This window comes from Pseudolabrys taiwanensis, from assembly GCF_003367395.1.
GTDB lineage: Bacteria > Pseudomonadota > Alphaproteobacteria > Rhizobiales > Xanthobacteraceae > Pseudolabrys > Pseudolabrys taiwanensis.
Genome location: NZ_CP031417.1, coordinates 3055190 through 3076381 on the forward strand (window position 1 = coordinate 3055190; position 21192 = coordinate 3076381).

Below are 21192 nucleotides of genomic sequence, written 5' to 3' on the forward strand. Positions count from 1 at the left end.
GTCGGCGTCCAGCTAGGCGCAATCGGGAGGCGACCGTGCAACTTGGATTTTGCGGCCTCGGGGCCATGGGACAATTGATCGTGCCGCGCTTGATGGAAGGCGGGCACACGGTGACCGGCTGGAACAGATCCCGCGACAAGGCCGACGCGCTGATCGCGCAAGGCATGAAATGGGCCGACACGCCGCGCGACGTCGCGGCGCAAAGCGACATCGTGTTCTCCATCGTTACAGACGCCAAGGCCGTGAAGGCCTGCGCGCTCGGCGACGACGGCATCATCGCCGGCATCAAGCCCGGCGCGATCTATGTCGACATGAGCACGATCGAGCCGGACGAAAGCCGGGCGGTGGCGGCCGAGTTCAAGAAGCGCGGCGCGACGATGCTCGACGGGCCGATCTCGGGCTCGCCGGTGACGGTGAAGGCCGGCAATGCGTCGGTGATGGTCGGGGGCGACGAGGAGGCTTTCGAGCGGGCTAAGCCCGTGCTGCTCGCCATCGGCCCCAAAGTGACGCGTATCGGCGGAAACGGCCTCGCGTGCCAGATGAAGATCGCCGTCAATCTGCTGCTGATGGTGGAGGTCATCGCCTTCGGCGAAGCGGTGGCGCTCGCCGAGAAGGGCGGCGTCGCGCGCGAGGCCGCCGTCGACGCCATTCTCAAGAGCGTCGCGGCCTCGCCGGTGCTCGGCTATCGCGGGCCTTTCATTCTCGACGGCAAGATGCCGGAGGTGCCGCTTGCCGACGTGACACTGCAACAGAAAGACATGATGCTTGCGCTCAATCTCGGCCGCACGCTCGGCTCGCCGGTGCCGCTCGCGGCCGCGGCCAATGAAATGATGAATGCCTGCCGCGGGCTCGGCATCGACGGCAACGATTTCGTGGTCGCGCACCGGGTCTACAGACAGCTCGGCGGACAGGAATAACGGAGAAAGACGATGACATCGCAAGGAGAGAAGTTCGGTTCGGCGCTCGCCAAGGCAATCAAGGGGACAACGGCCAAGATGAAGGAGGCGCCGGTCATGTACATCACCAACATCAACGATGTGCCGAAGGTCGAAGGCCTCAAGCGCGACGACGGCTGGGTCGACATGCAGGTGCAGTTCCTCATCGACAAGAAGTCTGCAGGCGCCAATCACGTCGTTGGCTGGACCGTGCTTAAACCCGGCGCGCGGCACGAGAACCACCGCCATCATAACTGCGACGAGTTCTTCATCGTGCTGAAGGGCTCGGGGCACATCTACACGGACCACGGCGACAAGCCGTCGAAGGAAGGCGACGTGGTCTATTCGCCGCGCGGCTGCTGGCACGGCTTCAACAACACGTCGAATGAAGACGTGGTACTGGTCTGGGGCTGGATGGGCGCGGGCTCGATCGATGACTCCGGCTACGAGGTGCATGCGGAAAGTCATAAGTAGCGGCCATCAGCAATAGATACGCTGCGATAGCCCCACGCTCTCTTTACCCTCCCCAGCTGGCGAGGATCGCGAGCGAAAGCGAGCGGGAATAGGCAGCCCCACCCCGACCGCCTTCGGCGGTCGACCCTCCCCACAAAGGGAAGGGTAAAGAGGAAGGAACAATCGATGCCCGTGTGGGACAATCCCCTCATCAAGAAAGGCATGACCGCACAGCTTACGACACGGCGCGCGCGCATCGCGGCGGGCGAGAAACCGTTTGGGTGGAAGGTCGGCTTCGGCGCGCCGGCGAGCATGAAGAAACTCGGATTGAGCGAACCGCTGATCGGTTATCTCATGGAAGGCGCGCGCCTGCCCTCTGGCGCGGCCGTATCGCTCAAGGATTACGTGCGGCCGGTAGCTGAGCCGGAAATCGCGGCTGTCATGGGAGGCGATCTCGCCGCGGGCGCGGCGCCCACTGATGTGCTTGCCGCGATCAAAGAGTTGCGTCCGGCGATCGAGATTGCCGACCTCGATCTGACGCCTGAGCCCGACAATCTCGATCAGGTGCTCGCCGGTGACATCTTCCAGCGCCACGTCCTGCTGGGCGAAAGCGCGCACCCGAGCGGCGTCGTGCGTGGGCTGACATCCCGCGTCATCCGTCGCGGTGCGGAGTTCAACCGTACTTCCGACCCCGAAGCACTGACCGGCCGGTTGGTCGATATCGTCGCCCACGTCGCGGATATGCTCGCCGCCTTCGGCGAAAATCTCAAAGCCGGCGACATCATCATCACTGGCTCGATCACGCCTCCGCTGATGATCGAGCGGGACGAAACCGTCCTCGCACACGCGATCGATCCGATCGGCGAGGTCGCGGTGAATTTCAACTGGAGCTGAACCGGGTGCTTCCCGGGTGCGTTTTCTCCGAGAGGCCGCCCATGAAAAGTACCTTCAAAGTCGGCGATCACGTCAGCTGGAACTCGGAGGCCGGGCACGTCAGCGGCCGGATCGTCAAGGTCCATACGCATGACGTTGATTACAAAGGCTATACGCACCACGCCAGCAAGGACGAGCCGCAGTACGAGATCAAGAGCGACAAGACCGATCACGTCGCCCTGCACAAGGGTGCAGCACTCAGGCGGCTCTCCTGATCGGCGACAAAGGTCATAGCGCGTCCCCTCGCAGAGCAATCCGCAAGGCTCGCGACGTCCCGCCCGACACGCAGACGTCGGGCCAGGTCGGCTTAAGCACAACGCGCGGCAGCCACGACCACCGCTCTCTTTGATCGAAATCAACCACCGACCTCGCCTCGAGTTATATGCGTGAGTTTGAATATTACCGCGCCGCGAAGGTCGGCGTGCATCAGCGGAGGTGGCGTCGTGACGAACTGGCCCGAGCACACGAAAGACATGGCGGCGCACTTGCGCACGCTACGCGGCGGCGCGCCGGAGGTGATGAAAGCTTTCGCCGGGATCGCACAGGCGGCGCTTTCGCCGAAGGCGCTCGACGTCAAAACCAAAGAGCTCGTCGCACTCGGCATTGCGGTCGCCGTGCGGTGCGACGACTGCATCGGCTTTCACGTCAAGGCGGCGCTCGAACAGGGCGCGACCCGTGAAGAGGTGATGGAGACTTTGGGCATGGCGATCTACATGGGCGCGGGCCCTGCCGTCATGTACGCGAGTCACGCGATCGATGCTTTCGACCAGTTCAAAAATACAACGGCGGGTGCTGCCTCTGCGGCCTAGTTGTCTGCGACTTGACTCATAGGACGGGGGCAACTTCCGCGTCTCCCACATGTAGAATGATCCGGCGCGATCCTGTGTGTCGGACAAAGCGCTTTATTCTTTGGTCGCACTAAAAAAGTATACCGCTTGCGGCACGGTTGCATGGCACCTATGTCCGCGCCGGTACCAGATCCTCTTTCCGGAGACATGCATGTCGCTCCTTTTTTCCCCTGCCAAGCTGGGATCGCTCACGCTGCAAAATCACCTCGTTATCGCCCCGATGACCCGCAGCCGAGCCATCGACAATGTGCCCAATGATTTGATGGCGGAATATTATGCGCAGCGCGCGTCAGCCGGCCTGATCGTTACCGAAGGCACCTCGCCGTCCCCCAATGGTCTGGGCTACGCGCGCATCCCCGGCATCTTCTCCGATGCTCAAGTCGCCGGCTGGAAGAAGGTTACCGATGCCGTGCACGCGCGCGGCGCGAAAATCTTCGTACAGTTGATGCACACCGGCCGCATCAGCCACGCGCTCAATCTGCCCGCCGGCGCGGAGGTCGTGGCGCCGTCGGCCGTCGCCGCCAAGGGTGAGATGTATACCGACGCCGAGGGCATGAAGCCGCATCCGGTGCCGAAGGCGATGACCAGCGCCGACCTCAAGCATGCGCTGGATGAGTTCGTGCAGGCCGCCAAGAACGCGGTCGCCGCCGGCTTCGATGGAATCGAGTTGCACGCCGCCAATGGCTATCTGCTGGAGCAATTCATCCGGCCGAACTCGAACACCCGCACCGACAACTATGGCGGCTCGATCGAGAACCGGGCGCGCTTCGTGCTGGAAGTGGTCGACGCCACCATCGCGGCCATCGGCAAGGATAAGGTCGGTATCCGCCTCTCACCCTACGGCGTGTTCAACGACATGCCCGATTATCCGGAGATGGAAGCCGATTACGCGTATCTCGCGCGGGCGCTCAATACGAAGGGCCTCGTCTACGTGCACCTCGTCGATCATTCCGCGATGGGCGCACCGGCCGTGCCGGCGAAGATCAAGTCCATCTACCGTGACGAGTTCAAAGGCACGCTGATCCTGTCGGGCGGCTATGACGCCAAACGCGCCGAAGCGGACCTGACAACCGGCAAAGCCGATTTGATCGCCGTCGGCCGCGCCTTCCTCGCCAATCCGGATCTGGTCGAGCGTTGGAAGAAACAGGCCGCCGAGAACGCGCCCGACATGGCAACGTTCTATACGCCCGGCCCGAAGGGCTACACCGACTATCCCGCGCTTGCCGGTTGATCGGCGTGCGCCGGGCGCGGGACGTTCCCCGCGCCCGGCCAACGTCTCCGGATTTCGTCCACACGACTCGCACCACGCTATGCCGGTTCGACATTTTCCACGTTGCGCACACGATAACGTGAGGCGGCGCCGATAAGCGGTGCGGATAAAAGCGCTTACGTCGCTATCTTATCCTAAAGACCTAGACGGCAATTGCCGCAGTGCGGCATTAAAGTCCCGCAACGTCCTAATTCGCTACTCCTCCGCCCTTATTTGAGCCGTACGCGCCGCCGGGTTCGGCAGTTTCTCTCGTTAATTAGTTGGGAGCGACTGCCATACGCGAGCCGGGCGCCGAAAGCGGGCCAACGGAGCAGTTCTTTGTCGGAAATTCAGAATGCGAAGCGCCACGGCCGAACAGCTATGTGGGCGCTGATCGGGCTTTTGATTGTGTTGGCCTACCCTGCCTGGCACTTCCTGCCGGCGCATGGCAGCGTGACACCGCAGGCGGGTCCGACAACCCGAACGCCAGCTGTTCCTGTGACGACGCAAGTCGTGCAGCAGTCCGATTTCCCCGTCTATCTCAACGGTCTCGGCACCGTGCAACCTTACGACACGGTCACCGTCCGCAGCCGCGTCGACGGTCAGGTAATCAAAGTCGCCTTTCGCCAAGGACAAATGGTGAAAGAAGGCGATCTCCTGGTGCAGATCGATCCCCGCCCCTATCAGGCCGCCCTCGATCAGGCGCAAGCGAAGAAGGCTCAGGACGAAGCCAACCTGCGCAATGCCGAGCTCGACCTCGAACGGTTCTCCACGCTTGCCAAAAGCGACTTCGCCTCGCGTCAGCAACTCGACACCCAGCAGGCGATGGTGAACCAGCTCACCGCGCAGATCAAAGGCGATCAGGCCGCAATCGATAACGCGCAAACGCAGCTCGACTATACGGCGATCCGCTCGCCGCTCTCCGGCAAGACCGGATTCCGGCAAGTCGACCCCGGCAACATCGTCCATGCCGCGGATACGACGGGCATCGTGTCGATCGTGAAGCTGCAGCCGATCTCGGTGGTGTTCACGGCGCCGGAGGAAGATCTGCAACGGATCAATCAGGCCCTTGCGGATGGCACCGTGCCGGTGACCGCACTGTCCTCCGACAGCAGCCGCACCCTCGCGCAGGGACACTTGGCGCTCGTCAACAACCAGATCGATCAGGCGAGCGGCACCATCCAGATGAAGGCGACGTTCACCAACGAAAATAATGCGCTCTGGCCCGGGCTGTCGGTGGCGACGCGTCTGCTCATCAACACGCGCAAGAATGTCGTCGTCACGCCGAATGACGCGATCCAGCACGGGCCAAATGGCCTTTACGCCTTTGTCGTCGGCGCGGACAACAAAGTGTCGGTGCGCAATATCACGGTCGGCGACGAGGGATCGACGCACTCGGTCGTCACCAAAGGGCTCGCGGCCGGCGACCGTGTCGTCGTCGCCGGGCAGTACCGGCTCACGCCGGGCACATTGGTCGATGCACGGGCAGCGGGCGGCCAGACCGCGCCCGCCAATGAGCAGGCCGAGAACGGCGAACGTAAGGTGCACTGATCATGCAAGGTGGCATCTCAGCGCCCTTTATCCGCCAGCCGATCGCAACGTCACTGTTGATGGTCGGTTTGTTGTTCGTCGGTCTCGTCGCCTATCCGCAGTTGCCCGTTGCGCCGCTGCCGCAGATCGACTTTCCCACCATCCAGGTTTCGGCCAGCCTGCCCGGAGCCAGCCCCGACACCATGGCCTCGGCGGTCGCTCAGCCGCTGGAAACGCAGTTCGCCCAGATCCCCGGCGTCGCGCAGATGACCTCGACCAGCGTCGTTGGTTCCAGCGCGATCACCATCCAGTTCGACCTCAACCGCAACATCGACGCGGCCGCCAACGACGTCCAGTCGGCGATCAATGCCGCCGGCGGCCAATTGCCCAAGAACCTTCCCAGCCCGCCAACCTATCGCAAAGTGAACCCGGCCGATTCGCCGATCCTGCTGCTCGGCGCGACATCCGATACGCTGCCGCTGACCGAGGTCGACGACAACGTCGAGACCAAGCTCGCCCAGCAGATCAGCCAGATCTCCGGCGTGGCGCAGGTGCTTATCGGCGGCCAGCAGAAGCCGGCGATCCGCATCCAGCTCGACCCAGCAAAGCTGGTGGCCAAGGGCCTGTCGCTCGAAGACGTGCGCACGCCGCTGTCGGTCACCACCGTCGACGGCCCGAAAGGCACCGTGCGCGGCGACACGCGCTCCTACACGATCTACACCAACGACCAGCTCACCCAGGCCAAGAACTGGAACGACGTCATCGTTGCCTATCGCAACGGCGCGCCGTTACGCGTGCGCGACATCGGCCAAGCTGTCACCGGACCGCAGGATACGACACAGGCCGGCTGGGCCGACGGCAAGCGCGGCGTCATCCTGGTGATCTTCAAGCAACCCGGCGCGAACGTCATCGACACAGTCGACAAGATCAACGCGGCCCTGCCCAAGCTGCGCGCGGCCATGCCGCCGTCGATCAACGTCTTCACCCTGAGCGATCGCACCCAGACGATCCGCGCCGCCGTCGACGACGTGCAGTTCACGCTGCTTCTGACCATCGCTCTGGTGGTGATGGTCATCTTCGTTTTCCTGCGCAGCGTCTGGGCGACCATCATCCCGAGCATCACCGTGCCGCTGGCGCTGCTCGGCGCGTGTGCGCTGATGTGGATCTTCGGCTACAGCCTCGACAATCTGTCGCTGATGGCGCTCACCATCGCCGTGGGATTCGTCGTCGACGACGCCATCGTGATGCTCGAGAACATCTCGCGCTACGTCGAAGAGGGCGAGTCGCCGTTCCAGGCCGCGCTGCGCGGCTCCAAGGAAATTGCCTTCACCATCGTCTCCATCAGCATCTCCTTGATCGCCGTCTTGATACCGCTTCTGATGATGGGCGGCATCATCGGTCGTCTGTTCCGTGAGTTTGCGGTGACCCTGGCCATGACCATCGTGGTCTCGGCGGCCGTGTCGCTCACCCTCACCCCGATGATGGCCTCGCGTTTCTTGAAACCGCCGAAGGAAGCGCACCACGGCCGCTTCTATGCCATAAGCGAGCGCGCCTTCGACGCGCTGCTACATGCCTACGAGCGCGGGCTCGACGTGTGCCTGCGCCACCGGTTCGTGACGTTGTGCGTTTTCTTCGCCACGCTCGGCCTCTCGGCCTATCTCTTCATCGTTATCCCGAAAGGCTTCTTCCCGCAGCAGGACATCGGCCTGCTCACCGGCATCGCCGAAGCCTCGCAAGACGTCTCGCCGCGGCAGATGATGCAGCACCTGCAGGAGCTCGGCGATGTGGTGCGCAGCGATCCTGCTGTCGATCACGTGGCCATGTTCATGGGCGGCTCCGGCAATCCGCCGAACACCGGCCGCATATTCACCACGCTGAAGCCGCGCAACGAGCGAGACGTCACGGCCGACCAAGTCATCGCCCGGCTGCGCACGCGGCTCGATAAGGTTCAAGGGGCAAGGCTGTTCCTACAGGCGGCACAGGACGTGCGCGTCGGCGGCCGCGCCTCGCGCACCCAGTTCCAATACACGCTACAAGGCTCCGACATCGCGCAACTGAACGAGTGGGCGCCGAAAATCCTCGACAAGCTCAAGGGCCTGCCCGAACTACGCGACGTCGCCAGCGATCAGCAGACGAACGGTACGACACTCACTTTGCAGATCGACCGCGATCAGGCTTCGCACTACGGCTTCACGCCGCAGGTGATCGACGACACGCTCTACGACGCCTTCGGCCAGCGGCAGATTTCCCAGTACTTCACGCAGCTCTCGAGCTATTACGTCATCATGGAGGTGACGCCGGCGCTGCAAGGCGACCCGTCATCGCTCGACCGGATATTCCTTCGCTCGCCCACCACCGGCGGCGAAGTGCCGTTGTCGGCGATCGCTAAGTGGACAACGCGTCCGATCCAGCCGCTCTCGATCAGCCACCAAGGCCAGTTCCCGGCCATCACGATCAGCTTCAACCTCGCGCAGGGTGCCGCCCTCGGGCAGGCGACGGAGGCGATCGGCCGCGCCATGGCCGAACTCAATCCGCCGGCGACGATCAACACGACCTTCCAAGGCAACGCGCAAGCCTTCCAGGATTCGCTGTCCACTGTGCCGATGCTGATCATCGCCGCCCTGATCGTGGTCTATCTGATCCTCGGCGTCCTGTACGAAAGCTACATCCACCCAATCACGATTCTCTCGACCTTGCCGTCGGCGGGAGTCGGCGCACTGATGATGCTGATGCTGTTTCACTTCGATTTCAGCCTTATCGCCCTGATCGGCATCATCCTGCTGATCGGCATCGTAAAGAAGAACGGCATCATGCTGGTCGACTTCGCCATCGTGGCGGAGCGCGACGACAAGCTGTCGCCGGTGGAAGCGATCCGGCGGGCCGCGCTGCTCCGCTTCCGGCCGATCATGATGACGACGATGGCCGCGTTGCTGGGCGGCGTGCCGCTGATGCTCGGCCACGGCACCGGCTCGGAGATCCGCCAGCCGCTGGGCTACGCCATGGTCGGCGGCTTGATCGTCAGCCAGGCGCTGACGTTGTTCACGACGCCCGTCATCTACATCTACCTCGACCAGTTCTCGCACTGGCTGACGCGCCGTCGGCCGCGAGAGCATGGGGCGGCGGAGGAGCAGCTTGGGACCCAACCGGCCGAATGAGCCTCCGGGTTCCGGCCCTCGCTAAATCGCCGTAAAGTGCCTATCTGAGTTGCGCAGGGCACTACCCGGAGAGATTACCCATGGATCCAGCCATTTCCTCGCTTATCGACCGCGCCGGCCTCGACCGGACCAAAGTGCGGCAGCTCATCGGACGCGGGCTGGAGCGCGCCGACGATGGCGAGCTGTTCCTGGAATACAAGCAATCCGAGGGCCTCGTGTTCGACAACGGGCGCCTGAAGCAGGCGACCTACGATACCTCGCAAGGCTTTGGCCTGCGCGCGGTAAAGGGTGAGGCCGTCGGCTACGCCCACGCTTCGGACGTGTCGGAAGCGGCGCTCGCGCGCGCGGCGGAAGCGGTGCGCGCGGTCAACAGCGGCCACACCGGCACCTACGCCGACGCCCCCGGCCGCACTAACCGCAAGCTCTATGGCGACGAGAACCCGCTCGGCGAACCCTCGTTCGAAACCAAGGTCAAACTGCTCGAGCAGATCGACGCTTATGCGCGGGCCAAGGATCCGCGCGTGCGGCAGGTGTCCGCCAGCATTGCCGCAACCTGGCAGGTGGTCGAGATCCTGCGTGCCGATGGCGAGATCTACCGCGACATTCGTCCTCTGGTGCGCCTCAACGTCTCAGTGGTGACCGGCGACGGCGACCGTCAAGAAACCGGCTCGTTCGGTTTCGGCGGCCGTGAAGGTTACGGCCAGTTCATCGCCACGCACGCGTGGCAGACGGCGGTCGACGAGGCGGTGCGGCAGGCGCTGGTCAATCTCGATGCGGTGCCCGCGCCCGCCGGCGAGATGGACGTCGTCCTCGGCGCCGGCTGGCCCGGTGTGATGCTGCACGAGGCCGTGGGTCACGGGCTCGAGGGCGATTTCAACCGCAAGAAGACCTCGGCCTTCGCCGGTCTGATGGGCAAGCAGGTCGCCGCCAAGGGCGTTACCGTGGTCGACGACGGCACCATGCAGTCGCGTCGCGGTTCATTGTCGATCGACGACGAGGGCACGCCGACCAACCGTACCGTACTGATCGAGGACGGCATTCTTGTCGGCTACATGCAGGACCGGCAGAACGCCCGCCTCATGGGCATGAAGCCGACCGGCAACGGCCGGCGCGAAAGCCACGCGCACGTGCCGATGCCGCGCATGACCAATACGTATATGCTCGGCGGCGACAAGCCGCGTGAGGAGATCATCGCTTCCGTGAAGAACGGCCTCTATGCCGTGAACTTCGGCGGCGGCCAGGTCGACATCACCTCGGGCAAATACGTCTTCCAGTGCACCGAGGCGTACAAGATCGAGAACGGCAAGGTGACGGTGCCGGTGAAGGGCGCCATGCTGATCGGCAACGGACCGACCGATCTCCATCGCATTTCGATGATCGGCAATGACTTCGCGCTCGACCCCGGCATCGGAACCTGCGGCAAGAACGGCCAGGGCGTACCGGTCGGCGTCGGCCAGCCGTCGCTGCGCATGGACAAGATCACCGTCGGCGGGACTGCATCATGACGACAACCGAGCAAAAAAGCGCTGCGGACAAGCCGCGCACACAAAGCTGGCTCCGAAGCATCGGCGACATTGTCGCGATCGTGCTCCTGGTGATGGCGGCGAAGACCGCCATTGCCGAGCCGTTCTACGTGCCGTCCGGCTCGATGGAGCCGACCTTGCAGATCGGCGACGAACTGCTCGCGACCAAGTATCCTTATGGCTACAACGCCGCGTCGCTGCCATCCTTCATCACGCTGCCGGAGGGCAAACGCGTCCTCGGCGCACTGCCGCAACGCGGCGACGTCGTCGTGTTCCGCTGGCCGGGCGATCGCTCGCAGGTCTGGGTTAAGCGCGTGATCGGCCTACCGGGCGATCATGTGGCCCTGCGTGACGGCCGGGTCTTCATCAACGGCGAGCCTGTCGGCATCGCACCGAACGGCGATGGCCAATCGGAACGCGAAGACGGCAGCGAGATCGCCGCGGCGCGCTTCACGGAGACGCTGCCGGGCGGACGCGCGCATACGATCTTCAAGCTCACCAACGACAATCCCCTCGACAACATGGCCGAGACCGTGGTGCCGCCGGATCACCTGTTCGTCATGGGCGACAACCGCGACAACTCGGCCGACAGCCGCGTGCCGGTCCGCATGGGCGGCGTCGGCATGCTGCCGGTCGACAATCTCGTCGGCCGCGTCGACGCAATCGTCGGCTCGTGGGATCTCGGGATGAAGGATCAACCGATCTGGACTTGGCCCGCGGGCCTGCGCCTGTCGCGTTTCTTCAGCGCGGTGCATTGAGGGACGGGCGCGGCAACTTGCCTGGGTCGGACGCCCGCATTAATCTTCCTTAGGGAGGCGGTCCGATGGGCAAGCAGTCCGATAAACGCGCGGTCAATTTGTTCGTCGAGGCCGATCTCCTCGACGAAGCGAGCCGCATGAAAATTGATCTCGCCCTGGCGCTTGAACAGCAGCTGCGGTCCCTACTCAAGACCGAAGACGAGAAGCGTTGGCTCGAAGAGAATAAGTCCGCGATTTCTTCGATCAATGAATTCATCGAGCAGAATGGATTGTTAGCAAGCCGGTTGCGCTATCGCGGCAACTGATGCTCAGGCAATTCGACATTGTCGTTAATCCTGACGCGCAGGAAGCGCAGATCCGACCATACCTCGTCATCCTCCAATCCAATCTATTATCTGGCCTCGCGTCGATCATTGTCGCTCCGCTCATCGCACGAGAGCGGATGGCCGGCGCCCAGCGGCTAAATCCGATCGTGACGGTGGCCGGCAGAGAGTATTGGCTTGCAACGCACGAACTGTTTGCCGTGGACCGCCGCGTCCTACGCGCGGCAGTTGGCAGCATTTCGGAACGACGCGACTCTATTATCGCCGCAATCGACTTGATCTTCCTGGGTTTTTAACGGGTTTCTACCGCACTACGCCGGAAATGCAGCACGGCTTGTGGCGCGGCCGCGTGATCCTGTCCTTCAGATAGCAGCGCGGCGCAGCGGAGATGTAGCCCGCCCGCACGAAGGTGAAGGCACGACAGCGCTTCTCGCCGTCGCAGATCGCCTTGCAATTATCCGCCGTCCCATCGGCCGGCAGGTCGACGAAACGGTAGTCGCCGCCTTGTCGATCGATGGAGTATTCGGTTTCGCCCTGGCGCGGTTCGACCACGCCGGCGCCGCGCACGCCCGACACGCAGCATGAATTTTCGGCGCGCGGCGGCACTTGGTTCTTCAGCCAGCACGTCGCCGCGCCCGCGGCGGTTTTCGGATAAGAGAAGCTCCAGGCCCGGCACCGCGCGTCGCGCTCACAGCGGGCGGCGCAGACGTCGGGATCGCCGGTGCGCACTTCGAAATGGGCGTAATCGCCACCGAAGCGATCGTAGCCGGTCTGCGCCGAGGCAGCGCCGAACGGCAGGGCAAGCGCCAATAGCGCGCAGGCCAAGGCAAGCAGCCCGCCGCATAACCTCGTCAACAGCCGCATGCACCCGCGCTCAACCTGCACCTTCCCTGGCACGGACTGTAACGCGATCGCAGCGAATTGGGCAGGTGTAGCTTTTTGCCCGAAGCGCTCATGCCGAAAAAGTGAGCGCCCGCTGGAGGGGCCAGCGGGCGCTAGATCCGGCCGCGAGAGGGGATTTTCGCGGGTGTCGGATCGGCGGCCGATGAGAGGGATCGGCCGTTTGGCTTAAGGCGTCGTCACACAGCCTCTCGGGCCGGGCGATCCGTCGGCGGCCGCCGGAAGCCGTTTTGGGGCTCGGCGCGGCGCGCGATCTCATCGCGCAGCAGCGCCTTATTCCAACGCCGCTCCAGCGCCCGCTCGCGCAAGAGTGCGGTCGGGTCTTCCCAGAACGGCTCGGAGAAAGCGTCCTGCACATCGCTGCGGGTGATGCCGATGTCGGCGAGCATGCGACGGTCGAGACCGGCCAGGACCGTCGCGTTGCGACGGTTGCGGTGCGCGCGGGCAATCTGCCGGACCCAGTAGGCCATAACGCCAACAGCCGCCGCGCAGGCACGCAGCGAGGCGCCGGCGGCAATCGGCAGAACGGGGTAATGCGCAGTCATCGATCAATCTCCTGCGGTTCGCAGCCTCGAGGCGCCACACCGCCTCAAATCCGGCACCGAAACCACCCGAAAGCCCCACCCGATTCCTCGGCTCGGCTTGGACCTTGAATATGCTCGCGCGGTATTGATTAGTGAAACGAATGTTTTTAATCTGACCGATCAGAACTGGTGATGTTACCCCTGCCGGGAAAATGACGCCGGCCGCTCAGGACGTTGCACCATGACCGCGCTCCTCGACGTCGATCAATTGCGCACTTTCATCGCCATCGCCGAAACGGGCAGCTTCACCAAAGCGGCGGAGGTGGTGAACAAGACGCAATCGGCGGTTTCGATGCAGATGAAGCGGCTGGAGGAGCGACTGGAACGGGCGATCTTCCTGCGCGACGGCCGCGCCTCGAAGCTCACCGAGGACGGCCAGCGGCTGCTCGACTACGCGCGCCGCATCGTCAAATTGAACGTCGAAACGATCGCCGCCTTCTCCGATGCGCAGCTGTCCGGCCGCGTGCGGCTCGGTGTGCCGGACGATTATGCCGATCGTTATCTCCCCGAAATCATGGCGCGCTTCTCGCGCGCTTATCCGAGCGTCGAGCTCACGGTGATCTGCGAGCCGTCGATCGATCTTCTCGAGCGCATCGACGCCAACCAGCTCGACCTCGTCATTGTCACCAATTGCGAATCCAAGCGCGCGTCGGAGACATTCCGCCGTGAGCGGCTGTTATGGGTGACGTCGAACCGGCATCCGACGCATACGGAGCAACCGGTGCCGTTGGCGCTCGGGCGGCCGAGCTGCTCCTGGCGGCGCACGGCCATCGACAAGTTGGAAGCGCTCGGCCGGCCGTATCGCGTGCTGTACTCGAGCTCGAATGCGGGCGCGGTCGCCGCGGCGGTGCTGTCCGGCCTTGCCGTGTCGGTGCTGGCCGAATCCGGCCTGCGTCCCGGCATGCGCGTGCTCACCGCCGCCGACGGCTTCCCGGAGCTGCCGCCTTGCCATGTCGGCTTGGTGCGCAACGCGCATGAAACATCGGCACTGGCCGATGCGCTGGCCGAGCACATCGTGTCCTCGCTCGACAACCTGTCGGAAGCGCAGGCCGCGGAGTAATTTATCGTCGTCCCCGCGAAAGCGGGAACGACAGCGATAACCGCTCAGCAAATCTCCGCCGCCTTCGCGTCCAGCACCCGCACCAGATCCGCCGGCGCAAGCTCCACCTGCAAGCCGCGGCGGCCGCCATTGCACACAACCTTGGGAAACGCCAGCGCCGTCTGCTCGACGAACGCGCGCACACGCTTCTTCTGGCCGAAGGGTGAAATGCCGCCGACGTAATAGCCGGTGATGCGCTCGGCATCGGCCGCCGCCAGCATCGCCGCATGTTTGGCGCCGGCCACGGCGGCAAGCTTCTTCAAGTTCACCTCGCGATCCGAGGGCGCCAGCACGCAGACGATCTCGTCACCGGCCTTGGCCATCAGCGTTTTCAAAAGCCGCGCCGGCTCGATGCCGAGCGCTTCCGCCGCCTGCATGCCGATGCGTTCGGCATTCGGATCGTAGTCGTATTCGTGCAGATCGAAGGCGACCTTGGCTTTCTGCAGCGCAAGCGTGGCGGGTGTGGATTTGGCCATGACCGTTAATCTCACCAAGCAACCGCGAACCTTGGAGCAACCCTCGGACCCGTCACCCTGAGGTGCTCGGCGCGCTTGCGTCGAGCCGCGAAGGGCGACGGCCTCGGCCGTTCATCCTTCGAGGGCCGCGCTACGCGGCCACCTCAGGATGACGTCAAAATCGGCACGTCGCTCACGAGTCCTAATACGCGTACTCGTCGAATATCGGATCGATCGAGCCGTTCCATTCGTTGAAGTACTTCTCCAGCAGCTCTTCCGCCGGCGTGATGCCGCGCGCGACCGACTCTTCCAGCGGCCGCAGATAGCGCGTCTCGTCGCGTCCATTGCGGTCGAGCCGCTGACGCTTCTGCAGGCCACGCCGGCACATGCGCAACGTTTCCTGCGCCAAAGTCAGCACGTTGGTGTTGCCGATTTCCGCACGGAAGCCGCGCCGCGGCACGTCATCGCGCAGCTTCTGACGCTCTTCGGCGGTCCAGTCCTTGACCATGTCCCAGCAGGCGTCGAGTGCCTCGTCGTCGTAGAGCAGCCCGACCCAATAAGCGGCCAGCGACGGCAACCGCCGCCACGGTCCGCCGTCGGCACCGCGCATTTCGAGATAGCGCTTGAGGCGCACCTCCGGGAAGATCGTCGACAGATGGTTCGCCCAGTCGGAAATCGTCGGGCGCTCGCCAGGCAACACATCGAGCTTGCCGGCGAAGAAATCGCGGAACGACTTGCCGGAAACGTCGATATATTTGTCGCCGCGTTTGACAAAATACATCGGCACGTCGAGCGCATAGTCGACCCACCGCTCGAAGCCCATACCGTCCTCGAAGGCCCAGGGCAGCATGCCGGCGCGGTTGTTGTCGGTGTCGGTCCAGATTTGCGAGCGCATCGACAGGAAGCCGTTCGGCTTGCACTCGGTGAAGGGAGAATTGGCGAACAAGGCGGTCGCCAACGGCTGCAGCGCAAGCGACACGCGCAGCTTCTTGACCATGTCGGCTTCGGAGAAGAAGTCGAGGTTCGCCTGCACGGTGCAAGTGCGGTACATCATGTCGAGGCCGTATTGGCCGACCTTCGGCATGTAAGCCGTCATGATGCGATACCGCCCCTTCGGCATCACCGGCATGTCGGCGCGGCTCCAGTTCGGCGTCATGCCGAGGCCGAGGAAGCCGATCCCCAATGGCTTGGCCACTTCGCGCACCTGCGCCAGATGCGCGAACAGCTCGGACGCGGTCTGATGCACGTTGTCGACCGGCGCGCCGGACAGTTCGAACTGGCCGCCCGGCTCCAGCGAAATCGCGCCGCCGCCGGTGACGTCGAACATGCCGATGATGTTCTCGCCCTCCATGATCGGATCCCAGCCGAGCAGATGCTGCATGCCATCGAGCAAGGAACGGATCGAGCGGCGCCCGTCATAGGGCACCGGCCGATGGTCTTCGATCAGAAAGGCGAATTTCTCGTGTTCGGTGCCGACGCGGAATTGCGATTTCGGCTTGCACCCTTGTTCGAGCCAAGCGACGAGTTCGTCGCGCGTCTCGATGGGTGTCATGTCGATTTGGTCACGCGCCATGAAGGGATCCGCAGAAAAAGGGTCGCGACCTTAAACATGCGGCGAAGCAAAGGGCAATGCATCGTCTGAAACCAAGCAATGCCCGAGGGGGACTTGATTTTTTGACCTGTCCGACGGGCTAACCGGATCGGGACCACGGACCGGGCACCGATTGTCTCGCCTGCCGCCGTTCTATTTGTGTTCTTTCATCCCGTCGCGACGCTGTGAAAATAGACCGCTGACCTCAGCGGGTTTTCCAGAGGCGAATTGTGGCGATCGAGGCCTGGGTATAGCCGGGCGGCTTGGTATCGCCACCAAAGGCCGCCTGGCTGGTCATCGTATTCGTCGTCAGAAGGCCGCCGACATAAGGCGCCGGTAGCCCGCTCAGGACGAGTTGGCAGCGCACCGGAAAAAGGCCTGGTGCCGGGAAATTGATGTTGAGCGCGAGGCACTCGCCACGGCCTCGGAAGGAAATCGCACCGAGTTGGACCTCGGCGTAGAAGTTCTGTCGCGCGCGTTCGCTGGTGTCACCGAAGCAGGCGCGCAGTTCCGCGACGCGCGTATCTTTCATTTGGATGACTTGGCCGTTGTCCGGCCGCACCCGAAGACTCCAGAACGAATAGAAGCGTTCCGCGTCCGTCTTGAACGGCTCGAATCCCGAACGCGTGGACGAGCACCAATTGTCGGCCGGCGTATGCGGCTCCCGGATGCTGCGGAGAATGTAGATTTCTTCCAGCGCTTCCGCCGGCTCAGCGCCCGCAGGCCCCGGCAACACCGGCCAGACGCACAGTGCCGCGACAATGGCGGCAGATGCCGCGCCGATGAACGCAATACATCGCCGCACTGCGACACCTACCCGATGGCCAACCGAAAGCCTCATTGCGTGCTCTGGGTTTTGGGGGCTCCGGGCCCTAGAACAAAGAACCAATGACAGAAGAGTCCGATGCCCCATCCCAATGCGGCCCATAGGCTCCAATAGGGGGCGCCAGTAAGCGCATTGATGATCAACATCACCACGACCGCCGGTACGAAGACCATGGCGTGGATACGAAACCCCAGCTTCTTCTGCTCCGGTGTCGAGTTTATCATCGCGCTCTCCCAACCCGTGTTGCCCCATTTGCCTTGGCGGAGCCTTCTCCGACGCCGCGAAGACCCGTCATTCTATTTTGCACCATCCGGCCGCTCAGCGAACGAATTGCGCGGCAGCCAACCGAGGCCATGCGCATGCAGACTGTGGATGTAAAGGCGATCCGCTGTCTCGGTCGCGCCAGTTGTCTCGGGATAGGCGCCGCTTGGGTCCTGCAAGTCGATCGTGACGTGGCCTTCCTCGTCGGTCGCGAAGACGTGTCCGTAGGACTGTCCCAACGGCACGAACGACCGCGGCAGTCTCAAGAGGACCTTCCTGAGAAATGGCTTTTCAGCGAGCGAGTCCGCCGCCGGATTGCGGGGCTTGAACAACCCGACCCAGATGCGCCCGTCGCGACCACGCATGAGATTGTCCGGATAGCCCGGGAGGTTGTCGAGAAGCACGCGCGCTTGCGGCGAACCACTCTGTACGTCGAGATTGTCTGCCCGGCTGTCGACTTTCCAGACACGGTAGCGGCCAGTCTCATTCACGAACAGGCTGAGCCCGTCCGACGACAATGCGATGCCATTGGCGAAAGACAAGCCGTGGGCGACGACCCGCGTGTTGCCGGTCGCCGGGTCGAAGGCAAGCACCCGGCCGGTCGCGGATTGCTCGATGATGTCGAGCAGGCTCGCCGCATAGGTGCCGCCCCACTGCGCCGGCAGGAAGCGCGTCGATGACTGCGTGAAGTAGATCGCTCCGTCCGACGCCGTGGCAACGGCGTTCGCGTAGCCGATCGGATCGTCGACACTTACACGATCGGTCAGCACCGTCACGCGCCGATCAGGGCCGATGGCCAGCAACCCCTTCAGGGCATCCGCGGCAATCATGCGGCCCTGCGCGTCGAAATCGAAGCCGAGGACACGGCCACCGGTGTTGGCAAAGACCTCCCGGTTGCCGCCGTCCCGATCCATGCGGATGAGATTGCCGCTTAACATCGCCGCATAGAGCTTCCCGTCACGTCCTATCGCGATGTGCTCCGGCCCAACTTCGTCCCCGAGATCGATCACGCGCAGGCCGGCCAAACGTGTGTTCGGCGCATAAGCGCCGGTAAAGCCCGGCGGCGTCTGCGCCGACCAGGCGACCGGTTCGGCGGGAACGGGCCAGAAGCATAGATAGAGCCCGAGACCGACGATCATCAGCAGCACGACTGCGCCGAGTCTCAATAGCGCCCGACGAAACATACCGACGCCCCTCCGGTCCGTTTTCCCGGTGGGAAAGAGATTCCACAATTCCCTCCCCCAACTGCGGTACCGATGTACGGAATCGCCCGGGCGCGGTATTTCAAAATCTTGCTATTTTTACCGGACGCCGGGCCGGAAGCGCGCGCGCATCACAGCGATATGGCGCGCCGGTACTGCCCCGGCGTGACGCCGAGATCGTGCTGAAACGCCATGGTAAAGTGCGCCTGGCTGGCGAAGCCGCAGGCTGTGGCCACGAAGGCAAGGCTGGTTTCGCCGTGATTGAGCATGTCGCGCGCGCGGCGAATCCGCCGGGAAAGCACATAAGCGTGCGGGCTGATGCCGACCGTTTCCTTGAAGCGGCGAGCGAAATGGTAGACGCTCATCGCCGCGACGCCGGAGAGAGACGCCAAATCGAGATCGCGATCGATATTCGCCTCGATGTAATCGACCACGTGGGCGATGCCCCGGCCGGGAATTTTTCCGAACGAGGTTCGCACATGTTTGCCGGTGTGGCTGGAGAAGTGCCGCACCATGACATCGGCGAGCATCAAGGCCCAACTGTCGAGCATGAGATTGGTCGGGTCGGTCACCGCAAGACGGTTCGCAACAATGTTGGCGGTGCGGCACAGCTTGTCGTCGCGGAGAGCGGACGGCATTTGCAGCGCCGCCTGCGTTATCTCACGTTCGAAAAGACTTTCACTGACGGCGCCGATCAGCTTGAAGGGCACATAGAGCTGAACAAAACCGCAAGGGCCGTCGAAACGCCAGCGCGCGCCCTCGAAAGGCATCATGGAAAGCCCGCCGGCGTGATTGGCCTTAGCCTCACTGTTGCGCCAGGCGCGGCCGCGAGTCATGAGCGCGATGCCGGCAAAGTCGGGGTCGCCAAGTCCGACCGTTTCCGCAAGCGTACAGTCCCAGAACGTCGCCTTCAGTGTCGTGTTCCGGTCGAGGCCGACGCTGCGTATCGGAAAAAGGACGTTGCTTTCCATATAGCGCGGCGCGGCCCGTGACGCCGCGACGCGGCTGTAGGCGAGTCCACGCTCGTCGCCGGGCCGGTCATCTCGATAGGCCGACTCGTCCGTCGACATGGCGGTGAACCAAAGGATGGAGAGAGCCCGGACCCGCCGAGTGTAACCGGGAAAAGGTACTTTTCAATCGCCCGGTTCATATTTCGTTCTTTTCCAGGGCCAGCGGATGCTTTATTGGTTCGCGCAATGACGCAATTTACCCCCCATCAGGACGACGCCCTTTCAGCCGTGGCCGACTGGCTGAAGGCCAAGCCCGGGTCCGGCGGCACGCCGCAGATTTTCAGGCTTTTCGGCTTTGCCGGCACGGGCAAGACGACGCTCGCGAGGCACATCGCCGACGGCGTCGATGGCGACGTGAAATACGCCGCCTTCACCGGCAAGGCCGCCTCGGTCATGCGCGGCAAGGGCTGCTACGGCGCCTCGACCATTCATTCGCTGATCTACCGGACGCGCGAAAGCGGCGACGAAATCCCGAGCTTCGACTTGTGGGACGAGGCCCCCGCCTCCAAGGCTTCGCTCATCATCATCGACGAATGCTCGATGGTGGATGCCGAGCTGGGCAAGGATCTGTTGTCGTTCGGCGTGCCGCTTCTCGTGCTGGGCGATCCGGCGCAGCTGCCGCCAATCCAGGGCGGCGGCTTCTTCACCGACGTCGAACCCGACGCGATGCTGACCGAGGTGCACCGGCAGGCCCAAGACGATCCGATCGTCCGCCTGTCGATGGACGTGCGCGCCGGCGAATATCTCGAACCCGGCCGCTACGGCGAGACCGAGGTCGTGCCGAAAAAGGAGCTCGATCCGCAGCGCGTGCTCGATGCCGACCAAGTGCTGGTCGGCCGCAATGCGACGCGGCGCGCCTACAACAACCGGATGCGCGAGCGTCGCGGCTTCGAAGGCGAGATGCCGCAGGCCGACGACAAGCTGGTGTGCCTGCGCAACAACCGCAAGAAGGGCCTGTTCAACGGCGGCCTGTGGACGGTCAAGGACCGCGGCAGCCGCGGCAAGAGCAAATCCGGCATCATGACCATGCACCTGTTGCCGGACGACGAAACGGCGCGGCGCGGCGTCAAGGTATCGGTGAGGCCGGAGTGCTTCACCGGCGGCATCGAACAGCTCGACTGGACGATGCGCAAACCGTACGACGAATTCGACTACGGCTATGTGCTCACCGTGCACAAGGCGCAGGGCTCGCAATGGGACGACGTCGTATTGTTCGACGAGTCCTATGCGTTTCAGGAGAGCCGCGCGCGCTGGCTTTATACCGGCATCACGCGTGCGGCGAAGCGGCTGACCATCGTCGTCTAGACGGACAAGGCGCTCCTGCTACGGCGAGAACTGTCTGACGAACGGCCTCGGCCGTGGCGTGTCGCCAAAGCGCTCGATCTGCGCCAGGCGTGCAATGCACAGATCGTCCGGCGGCATGCCGCAGTGATCGTGGCGCTCGCAGTCGGCGCAGGTAAAGCGCGCCAGCCGGCGCCGCAGCGCAATCCGATCGGCCAGTGCATGAAACGGCCACATGATGATGTCGAGAACACGCATCGAATCCACCCTTGCGAA

At 63.6% G+C, this 21192-nt stretch carries 23 protein-coding genes; 14 read left to right on the top strand and 9 right to left on the bottom strand.

From position 1 onward, the window contains the following. The first annotated feature begins 35 nt into the window (after positions 1–35). The 12 genes from DW352_RS14610 (at position 36) to DW352_RS14665 (ending at position 12003) form a co-directional block, all read left to right on the top strand. The gene (locus DW352_RS14610) at positions 36–917 is read left to right on the top strand and encodes an NAD(P)-dependent oxidoreductase (RefSeq protein ID WP_162826976.1); all 882 of its coding nucleotides are present in this window, start codon (positions 36–38) and stop codon (positions 915–917) included. Positions 918–929: 12 nt separating this feature from the next. Further along, positions 930–1409 (top strand): cupin domain-containing protein, encoded by a 480-nt coding sequence (locus DW352_RS14615; protein WP_115692021.1) that lies wholly within the window; start codon positions 930–932, stop codon positions 1407–1409. Between the two features lie 165 nt (positions 1410–1574). Next, complete coding sequence (locus DW352_RS14620) at positions 1575–2282, top strand: 2-keto-4-pentenoate hydratase (protein WP_115692022.1); 708 nt, start codon at positions 1575–1577, stop codon at positions 2280–2282. A 41-nt stretch (positions 2283–2323) separates the two neighbouring features. Continuing rightward, positions 2324–2536, top strand: a complete 213-nt coding sequence (locus DW352_RS14625) for a hypervirulence associated TUDOR domain-containing protein (protein WP_115692023.1) — start codon at positions 2324–2326, stop codon at positions 2534–2536. A 258-nt stretch (positions 2537–2794) separates the two neighbouring features. Next, the gene (locus tag DW352_RS14630; RefSeq protein ID WP_115692024.1) at positions 2795–3130 is read left to right on the top strand and encodes a carboxymuconolactone decarboxylase family protein; all 336 of its coding nucleotides are present in this window, start codon (positions 2795–2797) and stop codon (positions 3128–3130) included. Between the two features lie 190 nt (positions 3131–3320). Continuing rightward, on the top strand, positions 3321–4400 hold the full coding sequence (locus DW352_RS14635; protein WP_115692025.1) for an alkene reductase: 1080 nt from the start codon (positions 3321–3323) through the stop codon (positions 4398–4400). Positions 4401–4916: 516 nt separating this feature from the next. Beyond that, positions 4917–5969, top strand: coding sequence for an efflux RND transporter periplasmic adaptor subunit (locus tag DW352_RS14640; protein WP_245434123.1), 1053 nt, complete (start codon positions 4917–4919; stop codon positions 5967–5969). A gap of 2 nt (positions 5970–5971) precedes the next feature. Then, on the top strand, positions 5972–9103 hold the full coding sequence (locus tag DW352_RS14645; RefSeq protein ID WP_115692027.1) for a multidrug efflux RND transporter permease subunit: 3132 nt from the start codon (positions 5972–5974) through the stop codon (positions 9101–9103). 80 nt (positions 9104–9183) lie between these two features. Next, positions 9184–10608 (top strand): metalloprotease TldD, encoded by a 1425-nt coding sequence (gene tldD, locus DW352_RS14650; protein ID WP_115692028.1) that lies wholly within the window; start codon positions 9184–9186, stop codon positions 10606–10608. After that, on the top strand, positions 10605–11384 hold the full coding sequence (gene lepB, locus DW352_RS14655; protein WP_115692029.1) for a signal peptidase I: 780 nt from the start codon (positions 10605–10607) through the stop codon (positions 11382–11384). Before tldD ends, lepB begins: the two co-directional genes overlap by 4 nt. A 65-nt stretch (positions 11385–11449) precedes the next feature. Further along, positions 11450–11689 carry a type II toxin-antitoxin system CcdA family antitoxin gene (locus DW352_RS14660; RefSeq protein ID WP_115692030.1) on the top strand — a complete coding sequence of 80 codons (240 nt, stop codon included), beginning with the start codon at positions 11450–11452 and terminating at the stop codon, positions 11687–11689. Beyond that, positions 11689–12003, top strand: a complete 315-nt coding sequence (locus tag DW352_RS14665) for a CcdB family protein (RefSeq protein ID WP_115692031.1) — start codon at positions 11689–11691, stop codon at positions 12001–12003. The genes DW352_RS14660 and DW352_RS14665 overlap by 1 nt, the downstream gene beginning before the upstream one ends. A 7-nt stretch (positions 12004–12010) precedes the next feature. Here DW352_RS14665 and DW352_RS14670 read toward each other — a convergent pair whose 3' ends face one another. Together DW352_RS14670 and DW352_RS14675 are read right to left on the bottom strand one after the other, a co-directional pair. Continuing rightward, positions 12011–12571, bottom strand: coding sequence for a PAN domain-containing protein (locus DW352_RS14670; RefSeq protein ID WP_115692032.1), 561 nt, complete (start codon positions 12569–12571; stop codon positions 12011–12013). A 215-nt stretch (positions 12572–12786) separates the two neighbouring features. Further along, positions 12787–13152, bottom strand: a complete 366-nt coding sequence (locus DW352_RS14675; RefSeq protein WP_115692033.1) for a DUF1127 domain-containing protein — start codon at positions 13150–13152, stop codon at positions 12787–12789. Between the two features lie 220 nt (positions 13153–13372). Here DW352_RS14675 and DW352_RS14680 point away from each other — a divergent pair, with 220 nt between their 5' ends. Then, the gene (locus DW352_RS14680) at positions 13373–14251 is read left to right on the top strand and encodes a LysR substrate-binding domain-containing protein (RefSeq protein WP_115692034.1); all 879 of its coding nucleotides are present in this window, start codon (positions 13373–13375) and stop codon (positions 14249–14251) included. Between the two features lie 44 nt (positions 14252–14295). Here the strand turns inward: DW352_RS14680 and ybaK are convergent, their stop codons facing one another. From ybaK to DW352_RS14710, 6 genes are all read right to left on the bottom strand, one after another. Further along, positions 14296–14766: a Cys-tRNA(Pro) deacylase gene (gene ybaK, locus DW352_RS14685; protein ID WP_115692035.1), complete on the bottom strand. Its 471-nt coding sequence runs from the start codon at positions 14764–14766 to the stop codon at positions 14296–14298. Between the two features lie 181 nt (positions 14767–14947). Further along, positions 14948–16318 carry a glutamate--cysteine ligase gene (locus tag DW352_RS14690; protein ID WP_115692036.1) on the bottom strand — a complete coding sequence of 457 codons (1371 nt, stop codon included), beginning with the start codon at positions 16316–16318 and terminating at the stop codon, positions 14948–14950. Between the two features lie 223 nt (positions 16319–16541). After that, the gene (locus DW352_RS14695) at positions 16542–17141 is read right to left on the bottom strand and encodes a hypothetical protein (protein ID WP_115692037.1); all 600 of its coding nucleotides are present in this window, start codon (positions 17139–17141) and stop codon (positions 16542–16544) included. A 32-nt stretch (positions 17142–17173) separates the two neighbouring features. Beyond that, positions 17174–17386: a 2TM domain-containing protein gene (locus DW352_RS27580; RefSeq protein ID WP_115692038.1), complete on the bottom strand. Its 213-nt coding sequence runs from the start codon at positions 17384–17386 to the stop codon at positions 17174–17176. A 72-nt stretch (positions 17387–17458) separates the two neighbouring features. Continuing rightward, entirely contained in the window at positions 17459–18607 is a 1149-nt protein-coding gene (locus tag DW352_RS14705) for an SMP-30/gluconolactonase/LRE family protein (RefSeq protein ID WP_115692039.1), read from the bottom strand. 149 nt (positions 18608–18756) lie between these two features. After that, complete coding sequence (locus tag DW352_RS14710; RefSeq protein WP_115692040.1) at positions 18757–19695, bottom strand: helix-turn-helix domain-containing protein; 939 nt, start codon at positions 19693–19695, stop codon at positions 18757–18759. A gap of 126 nt (positions 19696–19821) precedes the next feature. Between DW352_RS14710 and DW352_RS14715 the strand changes: the two genes are divergently transcribed. Continuing rightward, a complete protein-coding gene (locus DW352_RS14715; RefSeq protein ID WP_115692041.1) occupies positions 19822–20940 on the top strand; it encodes an ATP-dependent DNA helicase in 1119 nt (372 codons plus the stop codon). 18 nt (positions 20941–20958) lie between these two features. Here the strand turns inward: DW352_RS14715 and DW352_RS14720 are convergent, their stop codons facing one another. Next, positions 20959–21174 (bottom strand): hypothetical protein, encoded by a 216-nt coding sequence (locus DW352_RS14720; RefSeq protein ID WP_115692042.1) that lies wholly within the window; start codon positions 21172–21174, stop codon positions 20959–20961. Positions 21175–21192 lie beyond the last annotated feature (18 nt).